Genomic DNA, 19,204 nt, shown 5'->3' with positions numbered 1-19,204 from the left:
GGTGCAATTCTCTCTAAAATTTTATTTATAAACCCCGATAATCTCATAGCTATTACATGTTTTCTAGGAGGTTTTTTAATCGGAGAATGCGTAATGATAAATAAATGGTTAAAAAATCGCCCTACCAATGGTTAACCAAGCTTATAAAGAGGCAAGGCTGTAGATGCTTAGCAGCGCGTGGCAGAGGAACGACCGCCTCTGAAAAGCTAAGCACCTGCAGTGCAATGAAACGGTCTAGGTACAGATCCTCCAAAACTGTGGGCAATCAAGATTCCACATTCGTTTTCAATCAAAGTGGAATGAAACGGAAGGGGCGACACTCCTGCGGGAAATGCGCGTCCACTTGAGACCCCGCAGGCTAAAAGCCAAGGCGGCTCAAGGACCGCCCGCGGAAAGGGAGCACCTGCAGTGCAATGAAAACGGTCTAAGTACAATTATCAAAACTGAAGGCAATCTGGATAAGATGTTTACTTGTGGAAGCAAATTCAGCTTGTATGGTCACGCCTGCAGGAAAGGAAGAAACGAAAAAACCGAAGACTCTTTATATCTTCGGCGTTGGTTATGGGCAATACGTTAGCACTCGGTCCAGATCATTGCTCAATCTGCCTTATGACATCAGCCAAGCTTTTTTCCCGCATGGACTGCAGGCGCAAATGATGGTGTTCAAACGCTAAAGCCTCCGTCACGGGATTTGGGACGATCACACATTTTAATCCAGCTTTAAGGGCCGCTTGAAGTCCATTTAATGAATCTTCAAAGGCGACGGCTTCCGTCGGATCAATCTTCAACACTTCAATTGCCTTTATATATAAATCAGGCGCTGGTTTAACCTTATCCACATCATCACCCGTGATAATGGCCTCGAAATAGTGTAACAGACCGAGTTTTTCCAAATAAAGAGTGACCCACTCTTTCGATGAACTTGATGCAAGGGCAATTTTATAACCTGCATTCTTTGCTTCCTCCAAATATTCCTTTACACCTTCACGTGCCTTTGGTGTCTTCATCTTTCCTTCATGCAGGCTTTTCGCTTTCGTTTCAATCTCCTCACTATTGTATCTGTCACCTAACTGGGATTTGAAAAATGCATTCAGTTCCGTATTATCCGTTCCGATGCATGTAACAAAACGTTCGAGAGGCAAGTCCGCTTCATAAAAAACCATCGTTTCTTTATACGCTTCATACCAAGCCGTTTCCGTGTCTAAAATTAAACCGTCAAAGTCGAAAATAACTGCTTTTATCATCCTATTCCCTCCCCTTGGATTGCTTGAGGACAAAGCCCAGGCTCCTTCCCTAAACGTACATGAATGCCTATCCTTATTCAACTGAACCGACCTCTCATTTTCGTTCCATTAAAAAGGATAAGGATTCTAAGCTATCTTTTCCTTCTTGCATCGTTCGAATGCAAAATCCGCGATGACTAAGGATATCGTAGCCCTATCTCCGCCTCATTTCTTTCCTTTGCCGTTACATGTTTTAACAGTTCCTTAGTGCCTTCGCGGTGTTTTTCCTTACCTGCGCTAAAAAAGGGGATGGGTTAACGAATCGTTTAACTGCAGGAAACAACGAGGAGGATAAACATGAAGAAGATAATATTAACGATCCTGACGGCTTCCGTATTCATTCTAGGCGTTTGCACGCCAACAGACAGCGAAGCCGCAGCCGGGAATCGCACCCTTTCATTCGGAATGAGTAATAGTGATGTAAAAGAGCTCCAAGAATTATTAATGACCAAAGGGGTCTTCCCTTATCATGAAGAAACAGGGTATTATGGGCCGATTACAAAAGCATCGGTTAAGAAGTTCCAGGTGAAATCGGGATTGAAAGCCGATGGAATAGCGGGAGCGAAAACGAATCAAAAAATACAGGTGTTGCGCAGCGGGGATATGGGACGACCAGTAGCAGAGCTGCAAAGGTTATTGAAAGCAAAGGATGCCTACACATCGACGATTGATGGCATCTATGGCAAAGGCACGAAGCAAGCCGTTATCAATTTTCAAAAACAACAGGGATTATCGGCCGATGGAATGGCCGGTGCACGGACCTTCAGTAAATTGAAGGAAAAAGCTAGTGTAGCGAGTTCATCCGCCAAAGAGCTTACGGTCACAAGCACAGCTTATACAGCGAGCTGCCAGGGATGCTCAGGTACCACCAGAATGGGCGTCGACCTGAAAAAGTATGATGATGCGAAACTGATAGCCGTCGACCCCAATGTCATTCCGTTAGGCTCCATCGTCGAAGTCGAGGGGTACGGACAAGCCATCGCGGCAGACACGGGCAGCGCCATCAAAGGAAACAGAATCGATGTATTCATACCAAAGGAAGATGATGCGTTAACATGGGGAAGAAAGCAAGTGAAGGTCAAGGTCATCAAATGACCGATTGCTGATTCATCATATAAATCCATTACATAACGGAAAGGGCAGGCATGGAGGCAACTGTTTCCATACCTGCCCTTTTTTCTTTCGATCATCAAACCAACTTATACATCAAAATGTCATCCACGTATACATGATCATTCAGCTTATATTCCTGGATTTTACGGCCTTCTTCAACGAACCCCATCCTTTTGTATAAGGAAATGGCCCGGTGATTGGTGGAGAACACGCCCAAACTCACCTTCTCGATGAGCGGGTTCGCTTCTGCCCAATCCAATAATGCACGAAGCAGCTTTTCTCCGATTCCCAGCCCACGGTAACTGTCGCTGATCATGAGGCCGAATGAGCCCTTGTGCGACATCCTTTTTCGTTTTTCAGATTGAAACACTATCCAGCCGATGACTTCCCCCTTCACTTCGGCGACAATGATCGTTTCCCTGTCATTTTCCAATAGTCCTTGTATCCATTCCCTTTGCTGCTGCTCCGTTTTATTGAACTCGTCCGATACGGCAATGAAATACTCGCCTTCGGAAATAACGGCTTGCTGTATGGCCAAAACCGCTTCTGCATCTTTCCCTTCAGCAGTCCTGATTTTATATGAAAGCGTCTCGGACATCCTTCTTCCCTCCCCCATTTTTCATATGCTGCCAGCTGATATCATCTGTGAAAACCTTAGTAAATACCCATCGGATCTTGCACTAAGATCTCCTTCACGGTGACACCCCCGTCAGCGCTTTCGTAATGATTGACCATTACATCCCTGAATAATTTTATTCCATGCCCTTTTAAAGCAGCCGCCATTCCTTCTACATCATCCGTTTCCATTTGAAAGTTAACTCCTCTACCCAGTGGATACATCCATTCAGCTGTATTCCAGCTCCCGTTCATTTCTTCTATCATCATTTGTGCTTCGCCTAATGAAAGAAAGGCGAATTTATCTTCCACACGTTCATATTCCAAATGAAATCCCAAAATATCAAGATAAAATTTTTTCGATTCACTAATATTCGTTACGGATAATTCAGGTATTAGTGCCTTGTATATCATGCCTGCTCGATCCCCCGTGTCATCGTGATGCCACGTCCAAATCGAAGTGAACGATCGGACGGTTTTCGATGATTCTTTTTTCGATCGTTCGAACCGTTTTGTTCCATTCACGATCCGAATTTTCCAAATCATATTTTTTATGAAAAAAATTATATAATGTAAGATCTCTTACCTTCAAAAATAAAGGAATTGTCTCGTAATCTTCACGTGCCAGTTTATTTTCCGTTTCATAGCCCTTCATGAATGCCCTCATGAATTGGGCGGCATATCCATCCAGGTCTTCCACGCCTTCGCGTTCCAAGCTCCCGATCAAATAATATAAAGGGATGGCCAAGTCGCTGGCGAACCAGTGATTGGAGCAGTCATCAAAGTCAAAGATGTGAATCCTGCCTTCATGGTAATGGAAATTCCCGTGGTGAATATCGGAATGAATCAAGCCGAAGTTATCGCGGTGGACTGGAAGCGCCTTTAGTTTGCTGGTGATTACTTCTTGCTGCCGCAACACTTGTTCCGGAGCATCGGCTTGATAGTGTGCAGCATCCAATAATTCTTCTTCATGCCAATCCATCCTTTGATAAACTTTTTCAGGAATGTAGTCTTTTGTTTTTTTATGCAGCTGACCTATCGTTTTCCCCCATACATAAAATAAATCCCCGTCATGATTAACATCCGTTAGCTTCACTCTTGCACCAGGGGCCTTTTCAAACAGGCAGCAATGAAACTCCGACCCATCAAGCCCCTTTACCATTTCAACCAGGTTATGGTCCCTTGAAGGAATAACCTTCGGAACCGCGCATCCGTCATTGTGCAGATACTCCATCCATTTTAGCTCAGCCAGCACTTGAGCTTTTGCACGATGTGATTGATGGGTCAACCTCAGAATATATGGTGTCCCGTCGCGATAAACCTCAAATACATAGTTCTCGGCATCGCCCAATTTGACCGGATTCCCTGTGTTCACTTGAAAATAACGCCCGGCCAACTCCACCATTTCAGCGGTGAAAATCCTCTCTATTGACGCTTCCATTTTCTTCACTCCCTTTAATGACGCAAAAAGTCCTACTTGGTTATACGATATCCATTCGCCTTTCTCCTTTTTTTGTCTCAGCTTTTTTTACTCATGAAAAAAAACTCCAGGAAACCTGAAGGGTGGGATGACCGTTACTTTTTATTTTCAAGACTCGGTAACAAATGTGGACAATTTATTAACTTTGAGAGCTATTATGCCCTGAGCTGCTTTAGCATGTTATCATCAATTCAATAATATATTATTAAATATTACGGAGATGATGATAGGTGACAACGACCGCTTTAATTTTAACCATTTTCTTTAGTATCATTAAGCTACTGGTTTCCTGTCTTCCAACGAGTACAGTGAATTGGATCCTTAAGAAATTCGAACTTCATTTCGAACTCAACCAAGCTCATACAAGTTTGACGATCCAGGGAAAACGCTTGGAGGGCGAAGACAAGCTGCATGTTATAAATCATTATAATGAGGCGAAATTCTTAAAGAAAAAACATATATTCCCGGGCAACGAACGATTGTTTTTGCATCCGGAAAACGGGGGAACTCCATTAATCTTTGATACGAAACAAGGTAAAAAAGATATAAAGTTACATGTCTTCATCTACCCTGACCACATCGATGTAGTTAAACAATACAAGAAGAAATTAGCTGCGTATACCCTGTCTTGCGATAGCCTCCAAGAACGTTCTATGCGATTAAGCAGCGATTTAGCTTAAAGGGTCAAAGTGGTCATTCAGGTATAGACAAGGGGAACGTCCGATTTGGACGTTCCCCCTTCTTATTCCATTAAAAGCTTCATTTCCTTGCCCAAGCTCCTTGGATATTACTTAGGCATACAATCTGCCGAATATGATATGCGTCATGCATGGCTAAGCTCATCAGTTCCAGCACTACTGGATTATCTTCTCACGGGACAGACAAATTCCAATGCTGTGGAGTTTGCCTGCAGTCTGAAAACCTCCATGGGGTCCACACTCCATGAGGAGTCATTTATTCGGTTGTGCCAAAACGCCACTTGGTCACAGACTTATACCGCTCCCCCTCGCCCACAAGAGTAGTAGGGAACTGTGGATGATTGATGGCATCCGGGATACCTTGGGTTTCCAAGCACAGGCCCAGGTATTTTCCCGATTGCTTTCCGCGAATTTGAAAATCATCTTCCAAAGAATTGCCGGTGTATAAAACGACCGAGGGCTGATTGGTTTCAATGATAAGTCTGCGGCCGCTTTCTTCATCTTCCAAAACGATGTCCGCTGAATCGCCCCCTCGTAATAGAAAAGGATGATCATACCCGTTTCCAGCCAAGAGGTTTTGCGGATGCCGTGATGTGATTCCGTCTTGGATAACACGGCCTTTGCGGAAATCGAATACAGTCCCCTCCACATCCAAGGCCTGACCTGTTGGTATCAAGCAATCATCAAGCTCCAGGCATTGATCGCTTTTTAACGTCAGCCGATGTAATGCGATTGACCGTTTCAGATTGCCGCTCAAATTAAAGTACGTATGATTGGTCAGATTCAAAATGGTCGGTCGATCACTTTCGCCTTCGAGCGTAAGGATGATTTCATGATCGTTTGTCACCGTATAAATCATCGCCAGTTCAACCGTTCCAGGATAGCCTTCCTCCAGATGGTCGCTTAAACGGCTATAGCGAAGGCTTATTGAGTCGGCCTCTTCGGTGATGGATACATCCCAAACCGCTTTATCAAACCCTTTGATGCCGCCATGAAGATGGTTGCCAAGATTGTTTTGGGCAAGTCTGTACGTCTCTCCATCCACTGTAAGCAGCCCATTTTTAATCCGGCCAGCGTGGCGTCCGATCACTGAGCCAAAATAGGGGGAATGCTTCTGATATTCGGCAACGGTGTCAAAACCGAGTACAACATTTTCCGTTTTCCCATGTCGGTCAGGAACGAAGATGCTGGTGATTGTACAGCCATAATTGAGGCATGTTACTTCCATCCCTGCATCATTGACGATTTTATGTTCCACGATTCGCTTTCCATCCAGTTCCCCTAAAAAAGCTTGAGATACCTTCATTTCCCTTCTCCTCCATCCTATAGACTCAGACAAAACCGGCGGAATGCCTGTTGACCCTGCAGATCCCTTTTGAATACGCCGGCGTCCTCCAATGTCCTGAGGAATTTAACACCCAATTCTTTTCGCAGGATGCCTTGAACGGTTTCTTTACAAATGCTTGCCTCATAGCGTGCCTTGATTTCGTTAGCCCATGACGAATGATATCCCTGCACTTTTTTCGTTCCGCCCAACAAATAGGCTTCGATCTCCTCCAGCTCCTCTTTCAGCCTTGCCGGAAGAACGGCAAGACCCATCACTTCGATTAAGCCGATATTTTCCTTCTTTATATGATGCACATCACGGTGGGGATGAAAGATTCCATCTGGATGCTCATCATTTGTACGATTGTTCCTCAGTACAAGATCCAGCTCGAAATGACCATCCTTCCAGCGTGCAATCGGCGTGATCGTATTATGCGGCGTCTCACCTGAATAAGCGATTATTTCCGCCTCTTCATCCGAGTATAGCCTCCACTTCTCGAGGATGTCCGCCGCCGCTTCCATCAACTCTTCCTTGTTTTCACTTCTTAGACGAATGACTGACATCGGCCACTTCAAGGTATGGGCTGTCACTTCCGGAAAACCGTCCACGTCGAAGCGGAATTCTTCCACTGCGTTTTCCATGGCAAATTCATATCTCCCGCCTTGGTAATGATCATGATTCAATATCGACCCTCCTACAATCGGGAGATCTGCATTCGAACCAATAAAATAGTGGGGAAACTTTTCCACGAATTCCAAGAGCCTTGAAAATGTTCCTTTGGTTATTTTCATATCACGGTGCTCTTCCGAAAGAACAATGCAATGTTCATTATAATAAACGTACGGAGAAAATTGAAAATGCCAGCGTTCATCCGTCAATTCAAGCCGGATCGTCCGATGATTCGAACGTGCCGGATGGCCGATCCTCCCGTTATACCCTTCATTCTCGACGCAGAGGAGGCAGCGGGGATAGGATAGGGCTTGCCGTTTTTCTTTCTCCAACGCGATTTGCCTTGGATCCTTTTCCGGCTTCGAGAGGTTGATCGTAATATCGAGTTCACCGAATGGACTTTCCAATTTGTAGTTGATGTTTTTATGGATATGCTTCATTTGTATATAATTGCTGTTCTGGCTCAATCGATAAAAATATTCTGTCGCCGCTTTCGGGTCTTGCTGATACTTTTCATAAAAGGTTCCATTCACTTCCGACGGTTTTTTGATGAGAACATTCATGATTTTACTGCTGAGGATTTCTTTATCGATGTCGAGATCACCAATGATGCCCTTTTCGCTGGCATAAACCGCCATTTCCTCAAGCAAATCAGGAATCGCTGCATTTTTCCGTTCCTCTGCCGCAAGCGGGAATTCCTCCAAATGAAGGATGGCCAACATTTGATTGCGGGAATAAATTTCATCCTCTTTCACCATCAAATGGAGCTGAACGGCCCGATTCAGAAGTGTTTGAATAGCTGTATATATGTCCATATAAACACTCCTTCGCTAATCTATTTTTCCTATCCTGGTGGATCGGTTCAATGCCATTTCCATGCATCTTTTGCCTTTAATCTCAGGGGACCGAGAGACGAGAGCGGACCTTCAGATTCGTTTGGCTCCGTCCCCTATGCTTGCTACATAAAAATCGGCTTCATAGCCAATTTCTTGCTTATACCGTCCACCGACTTCTTTGATAAAGGAATCCACCTCATTCGCATCGACCAATGCTATCGCACATCCGCCAAAACCGCCGCCGGTCATTCTCGCTCCCACGGTTCCCGCTTGTTCCCACGCCGCTTCCACTAGGGTGTCCAATTCAATTCCCGTGATTTCATAATCATCGCGCATGGAAAGATGAGATTCATCCATGAGGTTCCCAAAGGTGCTTAAGTCCCCTTCCTTCAGCGATTTCAAGGCTTTTTTTGTCCGGTTGTTTTCATACACCGCATGTTTGGCCCGCCTCTTTAGCATATCGTCTTCAATCAAGGAAAGGTTGGCTTCAAATTCCTCTTCCGTAAGATCACCCAGGCTTTGGATATCCAGCTTACTTTGCAAAAGCCGCAATGCCTCCTCACATTCCGAACGGCGCTGATTATACTTGGAGTCTGCCAGTTCCCTTCTTTTGTTGGAGTTGATGATGATGATTTTATGGCCCTCGATATTCAGCGGGGCATACTCATATTCAAGTGTTTGGCAGTCCAGGAATATCCCGCAATTCACCTTCCCCATCCCGACAGCGAACTGATCCATGATACCGCTGTTGACCCCAATGAATTCGTTCTCGACCTTTTGTCCAAGCTTGACAAGCTCGATACGGTCAACCCCGAGAGCAAAAATCTCATCCAGGATGACCCCCATCAGCATTTCGAGTGACGCGGATGAAGAAAGACCGGCTCCATTCGGGAGATTGCCAGACACATATAAATCAAAGCCAACAGGAAGTGCTCCCTCTCTTTCCTGTATATAACGAATCATGCCTTTTGGATAATTAGCCCAATTATCTTTTGCATCGAATTCCAATCGATCAAGCGAGAATTCGATGATGCCTTTGTTTGCGAAATTTTTTGAGTAGACACGAACGCGGCGATCTTCCCTTAGCTTGACAACGCCATAGGTACCATATGTGATTGCACAAGGCAGCACATATCCCCCATTGTAATCGGTATGCTCCCCTATAAGATTAATCCGTCCTGGCGAGAAGAAGGTGTGCACCCCCTGACTTGCCTCGATTGAAAATACATGCTGAAACTCAGTTATTAACGTGTTTTTGTCCATGGGCCCTCCTTTATATATCCTTGATAAAATGAAAGGCCAGCGCAAAGCTTCATATCCTCTGCCACTGGCCCCTTTTTCGTTAAGAGATCGTTTCCGGATGCCACATATCATTGATTTCCTTGATCTTTTTCAAGTCACATTTCGGTTTTCGATCATAGGTCAGGATCCCGTTGATTTCTTGCTCTACATCCGTTAGTTGGGTATAACAATATCCGTGAAGAACGTTGGATGCATAGATCGCTTCCATAATTCTTCGGTAGTCCCCTACAAATTCTTCTTCATTTACGGCCGATGTATATCCCCAACCAGCTTCTTCCCCGACCTTATAGCCGATACCGCCGAATTCGGTCAAAAGGATCGGTTCTCCCTGATGGGAAAAACCATCGGCATAAATTTTTCGTTTCGCTGGCATGGACGCAAGGACAGCCTCTTTTGTCGCCAACTCGCCTTTGTACGTTTCATATTTGCCCTCTTCATCCTTCGCACCGTGATTGTAGTTGTGGATGGCGCAAATATCCGTTTTCGTAAGTTCCCAGCCGTCATTCGATATCACCAGCCTCGTTCCATCCAAGGAGTGAAGGAGGTGGTACATCGCCAACGAATGATGCTGCTGATTGGAATTATCCTTGATATGCGGCACGCCCCAGCTTTCGTTCAAAGGCACCCAAGCGACGATCGAGGGATGATTATAATCTCTTGCTACCATCTCAATCCACTCTCTCGTTAAACGGGCAACCGAATCGTTATTGAACGAAGCGGATGCCGCACACTCTCCCCAAACAAGATAGCCTAGCTTATCCGCCCAATATAAAAAACGGGGATCCTCTGTCTTTTGATGCTTACGGCACCCGTTGAAGCCCATTTCCTTAGCCAATTCAATGTCTTTTTTCAGATCTCCATCCGTGGGGGCCGTCAGCAGCCCATCTTCCCAATACCCTTGATCAAGGACAAGCTTTTGATAATAGGGTTTATTATTCAAATAAACCATGCCATTTTCCGTATGGACCTTCCTCATCCCGAAATATGTTTCCACCTCATCTAGTAACCTGCCATTCTCATCTTTCAATTTTATCGTTACATCAAAAAGGTTTGGATTCTCCGGGGTCCAGTTCCAGCCGTCATGGTGCGTGTTCGTTCTGAAAATTTTATGATTATGGAGGTTGAAGCTGCGGCTCGTATATCGTTCCATGATGCACAGGCTATCCTTGACGATCCGTTCCCCTTGGAAGTTGATCTCGACGTCTACATGTTTTCCGCTGTAGTCTCCCGATACCTCAAATTCCATTTGGATATTTCCATGATCGATATCCGGCGTCCATTTAAGGTTCTCCACACTCACTGGCTCGACCGGCTCGATCCAAACCGTTTGCCAGATGCCTGTCGTTCTCGTGTACCAAATCGATTCCGAATTTTCGAGCCAAAACTGCTTGCCGCGCGGGATCGTTTCATCCGTGGATGGATCCTCTGCCTTTACAACGACCGTTTCTTCCCCGCCAGTTAAATACTCCGTTATGTCATACTTAAAGTTTGTGTGACCACCTTCGTGAAATCCCACAAACTGTCCATTCACGTATACCCATGATCGATAATCCACCGCTCCAAAATGAAGGTGGATCCGTTTTCCCTTCCATAGATCGGACAGTTCGAAATGCCGTTTATACCAAACGATATCGTGAAGGCTTTTATCTTCAATGCCGCTCAGCTTCGTTTGATAGGCGAAGGGGACTTGGATTTCCTTGTCAAAAACCGCGGCATCCTGCGCATACCACTTTTGATCGGAACCAATTTTTTGATCGTCAAAAGCAAATGACCAGGCCCCATTTAAATTCAGCCAATCCTTGCGAACAAATTGAGGTCTTGGATATTCCTGGCGATATGTCATGGCATTCTCTCCCTATAGATGATTGATTTCCTTATAAAAAAAGTCATTACGATTATTGAAAGCGCCTACAACACCATTTTATATAATCAGTAAAATAACGTCAATAATTTTAGTAAAATTTTTATCAATCCTTTTTCTTACCAAAATAAAAAACCATGGAAGGATTCCATAGTTTCAAGCTAAAAGTAATGGGAGTTAAAGGTAATTGTTAAAACATCGTGATCCCGGAACGATGGATGCAAGACTTCCGGTTGAAGTGAAAAGAAACGGGCTAAGAACAGATAATCCAGAGCTATGGGCAATGGAATGCTATCTTCAAATTCTTACAAAGGGGAATGAAAAACAAGGCGCGACACTCCTGCTTGCGGTAAATACGCGTCTACGTGAGACACCGCAGGCTGTAAGAGGCTGCTGAAAAATAACGCTTTTTAAATTTTCATCTATATACTGACAATAAAAGAAGCTAACAACCTATATGCAGTAGGTAATTAGCTTCTTTTTCTCTTTAAACGGACTTTTTCAGTGCCCACCTGAAAGCCGAGGAGGCTCAAGGACCGCCTCTGGATAAGGATCGCCTGTAGTGGAATGTAACGTTCGTTCTATAACCATCAGTTCGGTGGGCAATGAAGTTTCCATCTCCGTTTTCACGCAGAGTGGAATGAAACGGAAGGCGCGACACTCCTGCGGGAAATGCGCGTCTACGTGAGACCTCGCAGGCTGAAAGCCGAGGAGGCTCAAGGACCGCCCGCGGAAAGGGAGCACCTGCAGTGGAATGTAACGGTCTATGTGCACTCCTCAAAAAAATTGAAGAATCACGATTCACTCTGCATCATTTCATTCAGAAGCTGCTGCTCCTGATGATCAATTCCGTACCGATCAAGACTTGCTTGACGATTTTGCGACCCATCACTTGCTCCATCACTAAGTCGGCTGCCGTTTCCCCCATCAATTCCGTGTGCACCTTAAGGGTCGTTAGCGCTGGATAGACATATTTCGAAACACTGATATCATTGAGCCCAATGATATTGACTCGTTCGGGCACCGGTATGCCTTCTTCATGCAATGCACGTAAACAACCGATCGCAATCAAGTCATTCCCGGCAAAGAAGGCCGTAGGCAGTTCGTCACCATGCTCGGTAATGGCCGCTTTCATTAATCGGTATCCGTCCTCCACGGAAAAAGTCCCCATATAGATGAACTTTTCTTCAAGCACTTGCTTTTCATTTCCATAGATTTTGAAGGTTTGTTCGCGCAAATCCCTGATATCGCCGGATTTGTCTTTATAGGACTCTTTTCCTCCTATGTAGCCGATCGAGGTATGTCCTTTTTCAATTAGATAGTTAATGATCTTTTTAGTGGCTTTCTCGAAATCGATTTTGACGGAATCAAATGAATCATCTTCAAGACTATGATCAACGAGGACGATGTTTTCCGTAATTTCCGCAAGTGCAAGGACTTGCTCCTTACTGAACTTCCCTATTGCAATGATCCCTTGGATATTTTCAAGCTTCACTTCCTCCAGGTCATTATAAAAATATTTTACGAGCTGGGCCTCCAGTTGCTGACAGCGCCTTTCGATTCCAAAGCGGATCGACATATAGTATAAGTCTTCAAGCTCTTCTTTTTCTGTATACCAATGGATAATCGCAAATTTGGAAGGTGCTGCCTTTCGTATAGCCCGCCGTTTATATGATAACGTTTCTGCTGCTTCAAATATCCTTTTCCTTGTCTCATCCGTAACGGAAAGGGAATCGTCATAATTCAGAACTCTTGAAACGGTCGCAATGGAAACGCCAGCTTTTTCAGCTATATCCTTTATCGTGGCCATTCTAATCAATCCATTCTTACATAATTTCTGTATGTGCCTTATCTTAATAATTTCATATTATCCATAAAAAAGAAAGGGGCTATTCCTAAAGGGAATCGTAAATCATTCCGGGATACCTGCCCATTTCCCGCTCCCCTGCAATCATTTCATTTAATGCCTGTTTGGGTGACTCCCTTGATGAACGAGCGCTGACCCAAAATGAAGATAAGGATAACGGGAATGGTGGCAATCGCCGTTAACGCCATTAGCCTTCCTGGTGAAGAAACGAAGCTTCCTTGCTGCATGATGGCAATGCCGGTCGTGATGGTTCGCATTTCCGGCGAGCTTGTCGTCAGCAATGGCCAAAGGAAATCGTTGTAAATCGACATGAAGGTGAAAATCGCCAATGTCCAAATAATGGGGCGTGCAGATGGTAAGGCAATCTTGGTGAACACCTGCCATTTGTTCGCTCCATCCAGATGGGCTGCCTCCTCCAATTCCTTCGGGAAAGCCTTGAAGGATTGATATAAAAGAAACACGCCAAATGCGTTGGCGGAATAAGGCAAAATGAGCACGGCATATGTATCCAATAAACCTAGCTGGTTGAACCCCATATATAAAGGTAAAAACGTGATCACCCATGGAATCGTCAATGAGCCAATGAACATCGCGAACAATAGCTTTTTGAAAGGCACGTCCAGCCTCGCCAAACCATATGCAGCAAGGGTATCGACAATTAACACGATCAACGTGCCTGCAATTCCGACAAATAGCGAATTTGACATCCACGTAAAGACTGGCGTATCCGAGCCGCCGCTAAGGCTATACGTATAATTCTCCAGCGTGAATACTTCCGGTATCCATTTAATTCCAGAGGTGAAGGCTTCTTGATCCGTTTTAAAGGAAGTAGCCAGCATCCAAAAAAGAGGAGCGATAAAGAAGATGGAAACGACAATCGCTATCGTGACTATAAATATCTTGAACCCTTTATTTCTCATTTACTTCATTGCCTCCTTCTTTTCCCTAGTCAGTCTAAATTGAACGAGTGAGATGATGATCATGATCAGGGCCATCAATATCGACATCGCTGCGGCATTTCCCAATTGCCGCTGATTGAAGCCCTCCTCGACAATATTCATCAGGAGGACCTGCGTTGATGTGCCGGGACCGCCCCTGGTCATCAAATAAGGCTGGCCATAGATATTGAAGGATGCGATCGTCGAGGTAAGGGTGACGAATAGCATCGTTGGCTTGATGGTCGGCAGCGTAATGTGAAAGAAGGTCTGCCATCTGTTGGCCCCATCCAATGAACCGGCTTCATATAATTCCTCCGATACCTCATTCAAGGCATTGGTAAAGATTACCATATTGAATCCTATCGTCCACCAAAGCGTCGCGATGATGATGGAAACCCAGGCCCAAGGGATATCCGTCAGCCAAGGGATTGCCGAAAGCCCTACCTTCTGGAGATATTGATTGATTAAGCCACTGTTCGTATCAAATATCCAAAGCCAGATGATGGCAACGATGGAAACGGATACAGAGTAGGGGATGAAATAAGCAGTTCGGAATAGACCTGTCAGTTTCTTTGGCAGGGCATTCAGCAGCAGCGCTAAACCAAGCCCGACGGCGACAAGTAATGGCACACTGAAGAGGACGAACAAGAACGTATTTTTCAGTCCCTCAAAAAATAAATTGTGCAGATAGGATTCAGAGTCAAAAATATTCAGGTAGTTTTTAAGCCCGACGAACTCTTTGACCGGATTCAGCAAATCCCAATCGTGCAAACTGATCCAGACCCCATATCCAATCGGTGCTATGAGAAAAACAGTAAACAAGATCAAGTACGGTAAGACAAATAAACTGGAAGTGGCTTTCGATTTCCACGATGTTCGCTGCATAGGTTTCTCTCCTTATTAATCTCTGCGGTCGATATAATAATAGGAGGAAGCAAGTGATATTCACCTGCCGCCCCCTTCAAGTCATTTATTCAAGATCTGGTCGGCTTTTTTCGTTGCATCATCCAACGCCTGTTTTGGATCTTTTTTCCCTAATAACGCCAGATTCACTTCAGCCCATAATGGATCTGAGATCTGGCCCCAGTTTGCAATTCTTGGGGCAAACTTGGCGTATTCAAACGAAGCGGCAACCTTAGGCTGTTGAACCATGCTTTTAAATTCTTCATTTTGCTCATAGATTGCCTTGGAAGCAGGGGCTTGACCTGATTTTGCCCATTCCAATGTGTTCTTGGCAGCGAATTTCAGGAAATCATTGATGGCGGCCAACTTTTCTTTATCTTTAACAGTAGCGGGTATGACAAAATTATGACCATTTGCATATACCGCTTGTTTTTCCGTTCCCAATTGCGGCACTTCGGCAACCCCATAATTAATGCCTGCCTTGTCCCACTGCTCCATCATCCACGGTCCATTGAACTGCATCGCATTTTTGCCTTGAAGGAAAAGGTTCACTTCTCCATCTTGCTGAACATTGGCCGGGGACACCTTCTGCTTGTGGATAAGATCCGCCAGGAAGGTCAATGCTTCAACACCAGCCGGGCTATTGTAATCAGGCTTGCCATCCTTTAAGAATTCCCCGCCATTTTGATAGAAGATCGTCGGGTAAATGAACTGATTCGGCCAAAGAGTCGGCACGACATAGCCATATTGTCCCTTTGACTTGTCCGTTAACTTTTTCGCAAAACGGAGGAACTCGTCCCGATTCACCGGGGCCTTTTCAGGATCCAAACCAGCAGCCTTGAACAAGTCCTTGTTGTAATACAGAAGCAGGGGATGGATATCCAACGGGATCGCATATTGCTTTCCGTCCACTGTCCCGGCTCCCCAGGCCGTTTCGGAATAGTCCTCTTGTTTGATACCTGCAGATGCCACTGTCTCGCTAACATCTTTCACTAGATTCTTTTCCACATAGTTCGTTAACTGATCGGTATGCATGATTAATAGATCAGGAGCATTTTTTTGACCGGAAAATGCTACATCGACCGTTTTATAATAATCCGATTGCGGAACGATTTGCATATTCACTTCATATTCAGACTGCGATTTATTATAGTTCTCGACAATATTCTTCATTCTCGGGCCATCCGCACCAGAAAATGGTGTCCAAAATGTGATCTTTTTACCGTTGCCTTCATCACCGGAGGTCGAAGCTTTATCTTCATTGGAACAAGCAGCCAAAGATCCTATCGCAAGCGCTGTTGCCAAGACAGCGCCGATTAGCTTTTTCTTTTTCATCTAGGTTAACTCCCTTATGTTTATTTCGATCCACTTGAATACAATCAGGAATGGATGATCGTAAGACATCGTTCCCCTTCTATCAGCAACACACCTCCCGTTTTGATGAATGCGCTTTCAACTACCGATAAAAAAATTTAAGTAAAATTTTTACTTAAAATAAATATATACTTGGACCTATTTGTTGTCAACGGTTTTTCCCACACCAAAAATTAAAATTCAGACAACTTTGAAAAAGGGTGCCGTTACAATGGAGTCGGTTTGCCGATGCCAGATTCGCCCGCCGCCATTGGCTGGGATGTAAAAGACACTAAAAAAAGTAGTCCATCAAACACCTTAGCGATTGCGTGTTTTGGGCTACTTGATGTGGATGATAGTCAAGCAAATGACGAAAGGCCGAATCAATCATCGGCTAAGCGGTCAGTGGACGACAAAATGGATTCCACGCGTTTTACATAGGGTGTAGAATCATAGGAAGAATACAATTGGCTTGCAATCCTGATTGGATCACCAAAGAAAAACCGTTCGTATAACGTTTCTCTTGTACCAAATGAACTCATGCACATATCCCATGCCAAACGAAAAAGCTTAGTGCGATCTTCTGCATTTTTGGATGCGCCTTGCAAATATCGATCTAAATCTTTTCTGATCCCGGATCGGAACGCATTTTCTGTAGGGGTCGTCATTAACCCGCTTGCACCTAGCAATTGAATGATTTCCGTAAACCTTGGATAAATTTTGGGAAACAAATTACAGGCAATTTGAAGCGTTAATTGATCTGGCCTCATGTAACCCCATTCATCTACTTGCGCTTCCATTTCCGCTTTAAACAGCAAGGCTTTCATCGTCTCCAGGGCAACGATGATTTCGGTCGCTTTTTCTTGGACATGCTGGTAGGCGCCAATATTTATCGTCTCGATGATGGATTGCACAATGCCTAGAATGAATTCAGTTTTAACGATCCGTCTGGCTACAACCTGATGCATGGTGAAAGCGGAAAATGAACTGGAATTCATGAAGGTATTGGAGATTTCACGATTATCAAAATAAAATACCCGATCCCAGGGGACCAATACATGGTCAAAAACAACAATCGTATCCATTTCTTCAAATCTCGAACTCAAAGGATGATCGAATGCAGATTCCCCGCCAACAAAGGAATCCCTGCAGATGAATTTCAAGCCCTTGCTGTTGCTGGGAATGCTGAATGAAAAACCTTGATCCTTCCCCCCGAATCCTGCTGCTGACAATACTAATATTTCATCCGTTATCCCGCCCTGTGTCGCCAATACCTTCGCACCGTTGATCACGATTCCCTCAGCATTTCTTTCGACGATTTTTGCTGCAATCGGCTCCTCCGCATTTTCAAAATGATAGTGGGCCCGATTTACCTGCGGATCAATAAATGTATGAGTGATCGATAAATCATTTTCGCGTGCATATTCATAGAAATTCGTTATATGTTCTGGATAACAATTCGCTTTGCCTGCCAATAAGCCTACAGAAGACGCAAATGCCATGATGACCGTATTCATATAATCCGGACTTCTGCCCATCATCCCATTGTTCAGCTTCGCCCAATCTTGAATCATGGTGCGCCTGTTGACTAAATCATCGATTGTCTTTGGCTGTAAGTAGGACATTCCCACCGGTTTTCCCGTTAAGGGGGATAGATAAGTCATTTTTTGTTTGATTCGGTCTTCAAGCTGGAAATCATATAATTTTCCTTGGCTTTTCATGACACCCTTAAATGCAGGATGCTCCGAAATCTTTCCCGTCACAAGATCTCCATCGATCCATACAGTCGCTTTTAGCCGGTCAATCCGATCAATATACTGATTTCCGTTAATAGCTGCCATTTTTCCGCCCCTTCCTTCGTGATATCATATTAAGCTGTATTTTTCTTTGTTACGGAAATTCGGGGTGATTTGGCGAAACTTTCATGATTGCACCATTCCCTCTCATGCTTGGTTTGGTATGCCCTTAAACGGGACCCTTACACAACCATGATGTTTATCTGCCCTTCTTAACGGCTAAAGTATCCATACATCAAATCATATAAGGGGAGATTTTCTTGAATATATATGAACAGCAAAAAAATGGACAGCCCGGACAAACACAGCCAAGGCAGCCCGGCATCGAATCAAAGATGGATCCACTGCCGATTCAGCCGAAAGATTACAAAGGAAGCGATAAACTGAAGGACCGCGTCGCACTGATTACTGGCGGCGATAGCGGCATCGGGCGTGCGGTTGCGATGGCGTATGCAAAAGAAGGGGCTCATGTCGTGGTGAATTATTTGGATGAGCACAGTGATGCAGAGGAAACGAAGCAGCTGATTGAAGCGGAAGGCGTTCGCTGCCTCTTGCTGCCAGGAGATGTATCGGAGGAAGCGACCTGCAAGGAATTGATCAAAAAAACAGTCGACGAATTCGGCAAGCTGGATATCCTTGTGAATAACGCTGCGGTGCAATACCCGACGGAAAATATTGAGGATATCACGGACGAGCAATGGGACAAGACGTTCCGCACCAATATATATTCCGTATTCTACATGAGCAAGCATGCGGTTCCGCATATGAAGCAAGGTAATTCCGTCATTAACACGACCTCCATCAACCCCTACAGAGGACACGCGACATTGATGGACTATACGGCGACAAAAGGGGCAATCGTCGGCTTCACACGCAGTCTCGCCCAGAACGTGGCAAAGAAAGGGATCCGCGTCAATATGGTGGCCCCAGGCCCAATCTGGACCCCGCTCATACCGGCGACGTTCGACGAACAAAGCGTAGCTGAATTCGGCACGGAGGCACCGCTTGGCCGCCCTGGGCAGCCGGCAGATCACGCCGGGGCTTATGTACTGCTCGCATCTGATGAAGGAGCGTATATAACAGGACAGTGCATCCATATCAACGGCGGCATCACGATGTCTTCTTAACAAGCCCCAAACGACCGCAAGCCTGATGCTTCCGGT

The 19,204-nt window shown here is 44.9% G+C and carries 17 protein-coding genes; 4 read left to right on the top strand and 13 right to left on the bottom strand.

From position 1 onward, the window contains the following. Positions 1-590: 590 nt before the first annotated feature. Complete coding sequence (locus AS888_RS13925) at positions 591-1,244, bottom strand: HAD family hydrolase (RefSeq protein WP_061142757.1); 654 nt, start codon at positions 1,242-1,244, stop codon at positions 591-593. A gap of 336 nt (positions 1,245-1,580) precedes the next feature. On the opposite strand from AS888_RS13925, the gene AS888_RS13920 reads away from it, so the two are divergent. Beyond that, entirely contained in the window at positions 1,581-2,378 is a 798-nt protein-coding gene (locus AS888_RS13920) for a peptidoglycan-binding protein (protein WP_061142756.1), read from the top strand. Positions 2,379-2,472: 94 nt separating this feature from the next. Here AS888_RS13920 and AS888_RS13915 read toward each other — a convergent pair whose 3' ends face one another. From AS888_RS13915 to AS888_RS13905, 3 genes are read right to left on the bottom strand one after another with little or no spacing between them, the layout of a single operon-like run. After that, positions 2,473-2,994, bottom strand: a complete 522-nt coding sequence (locus AS888_RS13915) for a GNAT family N-acetyltransferase (RefSeq protein WP_061142755.1) — start codon at positions 2,992-2,994, stop codon at positions 2,473-2,475. Positions 2,995-3,050: 56 nt separating this feature from the next. Continuing rightward, a complete protein-coding gene (locus tag AS888_RS13910) occupies positions 3,051-3,425 on the bottom strand; it encodes a bleomycin resistance protein (RefSeq protein ID WP_260320208.1) in 375 nt (124 codons plus the stop codon). 19 nt (positions 3,426-3,444) lie between these two features. After that, complete coding sequence (locus tag AS888_RS13905; RefSeq protein WP_061142754.1) at positions 3,445-4,452, bottom strand: phosphotransferase enzyme family protein; 1,008 nt, start codon at positions 4,450-4,452, stop codon at positions 3,445-3,447. Between the two features lie 269 nt (positions 4,453-4,721). Here AS888_RS13905 and AS888_RS13900 point away from each other — a divergent pair, with 269 nt between their 5' ends. Next, the gene (locus tag AS888_RS13900) at positions 4,722-5,171 is read left to right on the top strand and encodes a YfmQ family protein (protein ID WP_061142753.1); all 450 of its coding nucleotides are present in this window, start codon (positions 4,722-4,724) and stop codon (positions 5,169-5,171) included. A gap of 274 nt (positions 5,172-5,445) precedes the next feature. On the opposite strand, the gene AS888_RS13895 is transcribed toward AS888_RS13900, so the two are convergent. The 4 genes from AS888_RS13895 to AS888_RS13880 all read right to left on the bottom strand — a co-directional run bounded on the left by AS888_RS13895 (position 5,446) and on the right by AS888_RS13880 (position 11,166). Then, positions 5,446-6,495: an aldose epimerase family protein gene (locus AS888_RS13895; RefSeq protein WP_061142752.1), complete on the bottom strand. Its 1,050-nt coding sequence runs from the start codon at positions 6,493-6,495 to the stop codon at positions 5,446-5,448. Between the two features lie 17 nt (positions 6,496-6,512). After that, positions 6,513-8,000 carry a UDP-glucose--hexose-1-phosphate uridylyltransferase gene (galT, locus tag AS888_RS13890; protein WP_061142751.1) on the bottom strand — a complete coding sequence of 496 codons (1,488 nt, stop codon included), beginning with the start codon at positions 7,998-8,000 and terminating at the stop codon, positions 6,513-6,515. A gap of 111 nt (positions 8,001-8,111) precedes the next feature. Then, the gene (locus AS888_RS13885; protein WP_061142750.1) at positions 8,112-9,284 is read right to left on the bottom strand and encodes a galactokinase; all 1,173 of its coding nucleotides are present in this window, start codon (positions 9,282-9,284) and stop codon (positions 8,112-8,114) included. A 79-nt stretch (positions 9,285-9,363) separates the two neighbouring features. Then, on the bottom strand, positions 9,364-11,166 hold the full coding sequence (locus AS888_RS13880; protein WP_061142749.1) for a glycoside hydrolase family 2 protein: 1,803 nt from the start codon (positions 11,164-11,166) through the stop codon (positions 9,364-9,366). A 205-nt stretch (positions 11,167-11,371) separates the two neighbouring features. Here AS888_RS13880 and AS888_RS13875 point away from each other — a divergent pair, with 205 nt between their 5' ends. Further along, on the top strand, positions 11,372-11,581 hold the full coding sequence (locus tag AS888_RS13875) for a hypothetical protein (RefSeq protein WP_061142748.1): 210 nt from the start codon (positions 11,372-11,374) through the stop codon (positions 11,579-11,581). A 423-nt stretch (positions 11,582-12,004) separates the two neighbouring features. Here the strand turns inward: AS888_RS13875 and AS888_RS13870 are convergent, their stop codons facing one another. The 5 genes from AS888_RS13870 to hpaB form a co-directional block, all read right to left on the bottom strand. Further along, positions 12,005-12,994, bottom strand: coding sequence for a LacI family DNA-binding transcriptional regulator (locus AS888_RS13870; protein ID WP_061142747.1), 990 nt, complete (start codon positions 12,992-12,994; stop codon positions 12,005-12,007). 146 nt (positions 12,995-13,140) lie between these two features. Further along, positions 13,141-13,971 carry a carbohydrate ABC transporter permease gene (locus AS888_RS13865; RefSeq protein ID WP_061142746.1) on the bottom strand — a complete coding sequence of 277 codons (831 nt, stop codon included), beginning with the start codon at positions 13,969-13,971 and terminating at the stop codon, positions 13,141-13,143. After that, positions 13,972-14,874, bottom strand: a complete 903-nt coding sequence (locus AS888_RS13860) for a carbohydrate ABC transporter permease (protein ID WP_061142745.1) — start codon at positions 14,872-14,874, stop codon at positions 13,972-13,974. Between the two features lie 81 nt (positions 14,875-14,955). Beyond that, positions 14,956-16,227 (bottom strand): ABC transporter substrate-binding protein, encoded by a 1,272-nt coding sequence (locus AS888_RS13855; RefSeq protein WP_061142744.1) that lies wholly within the window; start codon positions 16,225-16,227, stop codon positions 14,956-14,958. 401 nt (positions 16,228-16,628) lie between these two features. Beyond that, positions 16,629-18,086, bottom strand: a complete 1,458-nt coding sequence (hpaB, locus tag AS888_RS13850; RefSeq protein ID WP_061142743.1) for a 4-hydroxyphenylacetate 3-monooxygenase, oxygenase component — start codon at positions 18,084-18,086, stop codon at positions 16,629-16,631. Between the two features lie 215 nt (positions 18,087-18,301). Between hpaB and AS888_RS13845 the strand changes: the two genes are divergently transcribed. Continuing rightward, a complete protein-coding gene (locus AS888_RS13845; protein WP_061142742.1) occupies positions 18,302-19,168 on the top strand; it encodes an SDR family oxidoreductase in 867 nt (288 codons plus the stop codon). The last annotated feature ends 36 nt before the right edge of the window (positions 19,169-19,204 follow it).

It is taken from the genome of Peribacillus simplex (assembly GCF_001542915.1).
GTDB lineage: Bacteria > Bacillota > Bacilli > Bacillales > DSM-1321 > Peribacillus > Peribacillus simplex_B.
This window is presented reverse-complemented; position numbering and strand designations above follow the sequence as displayed.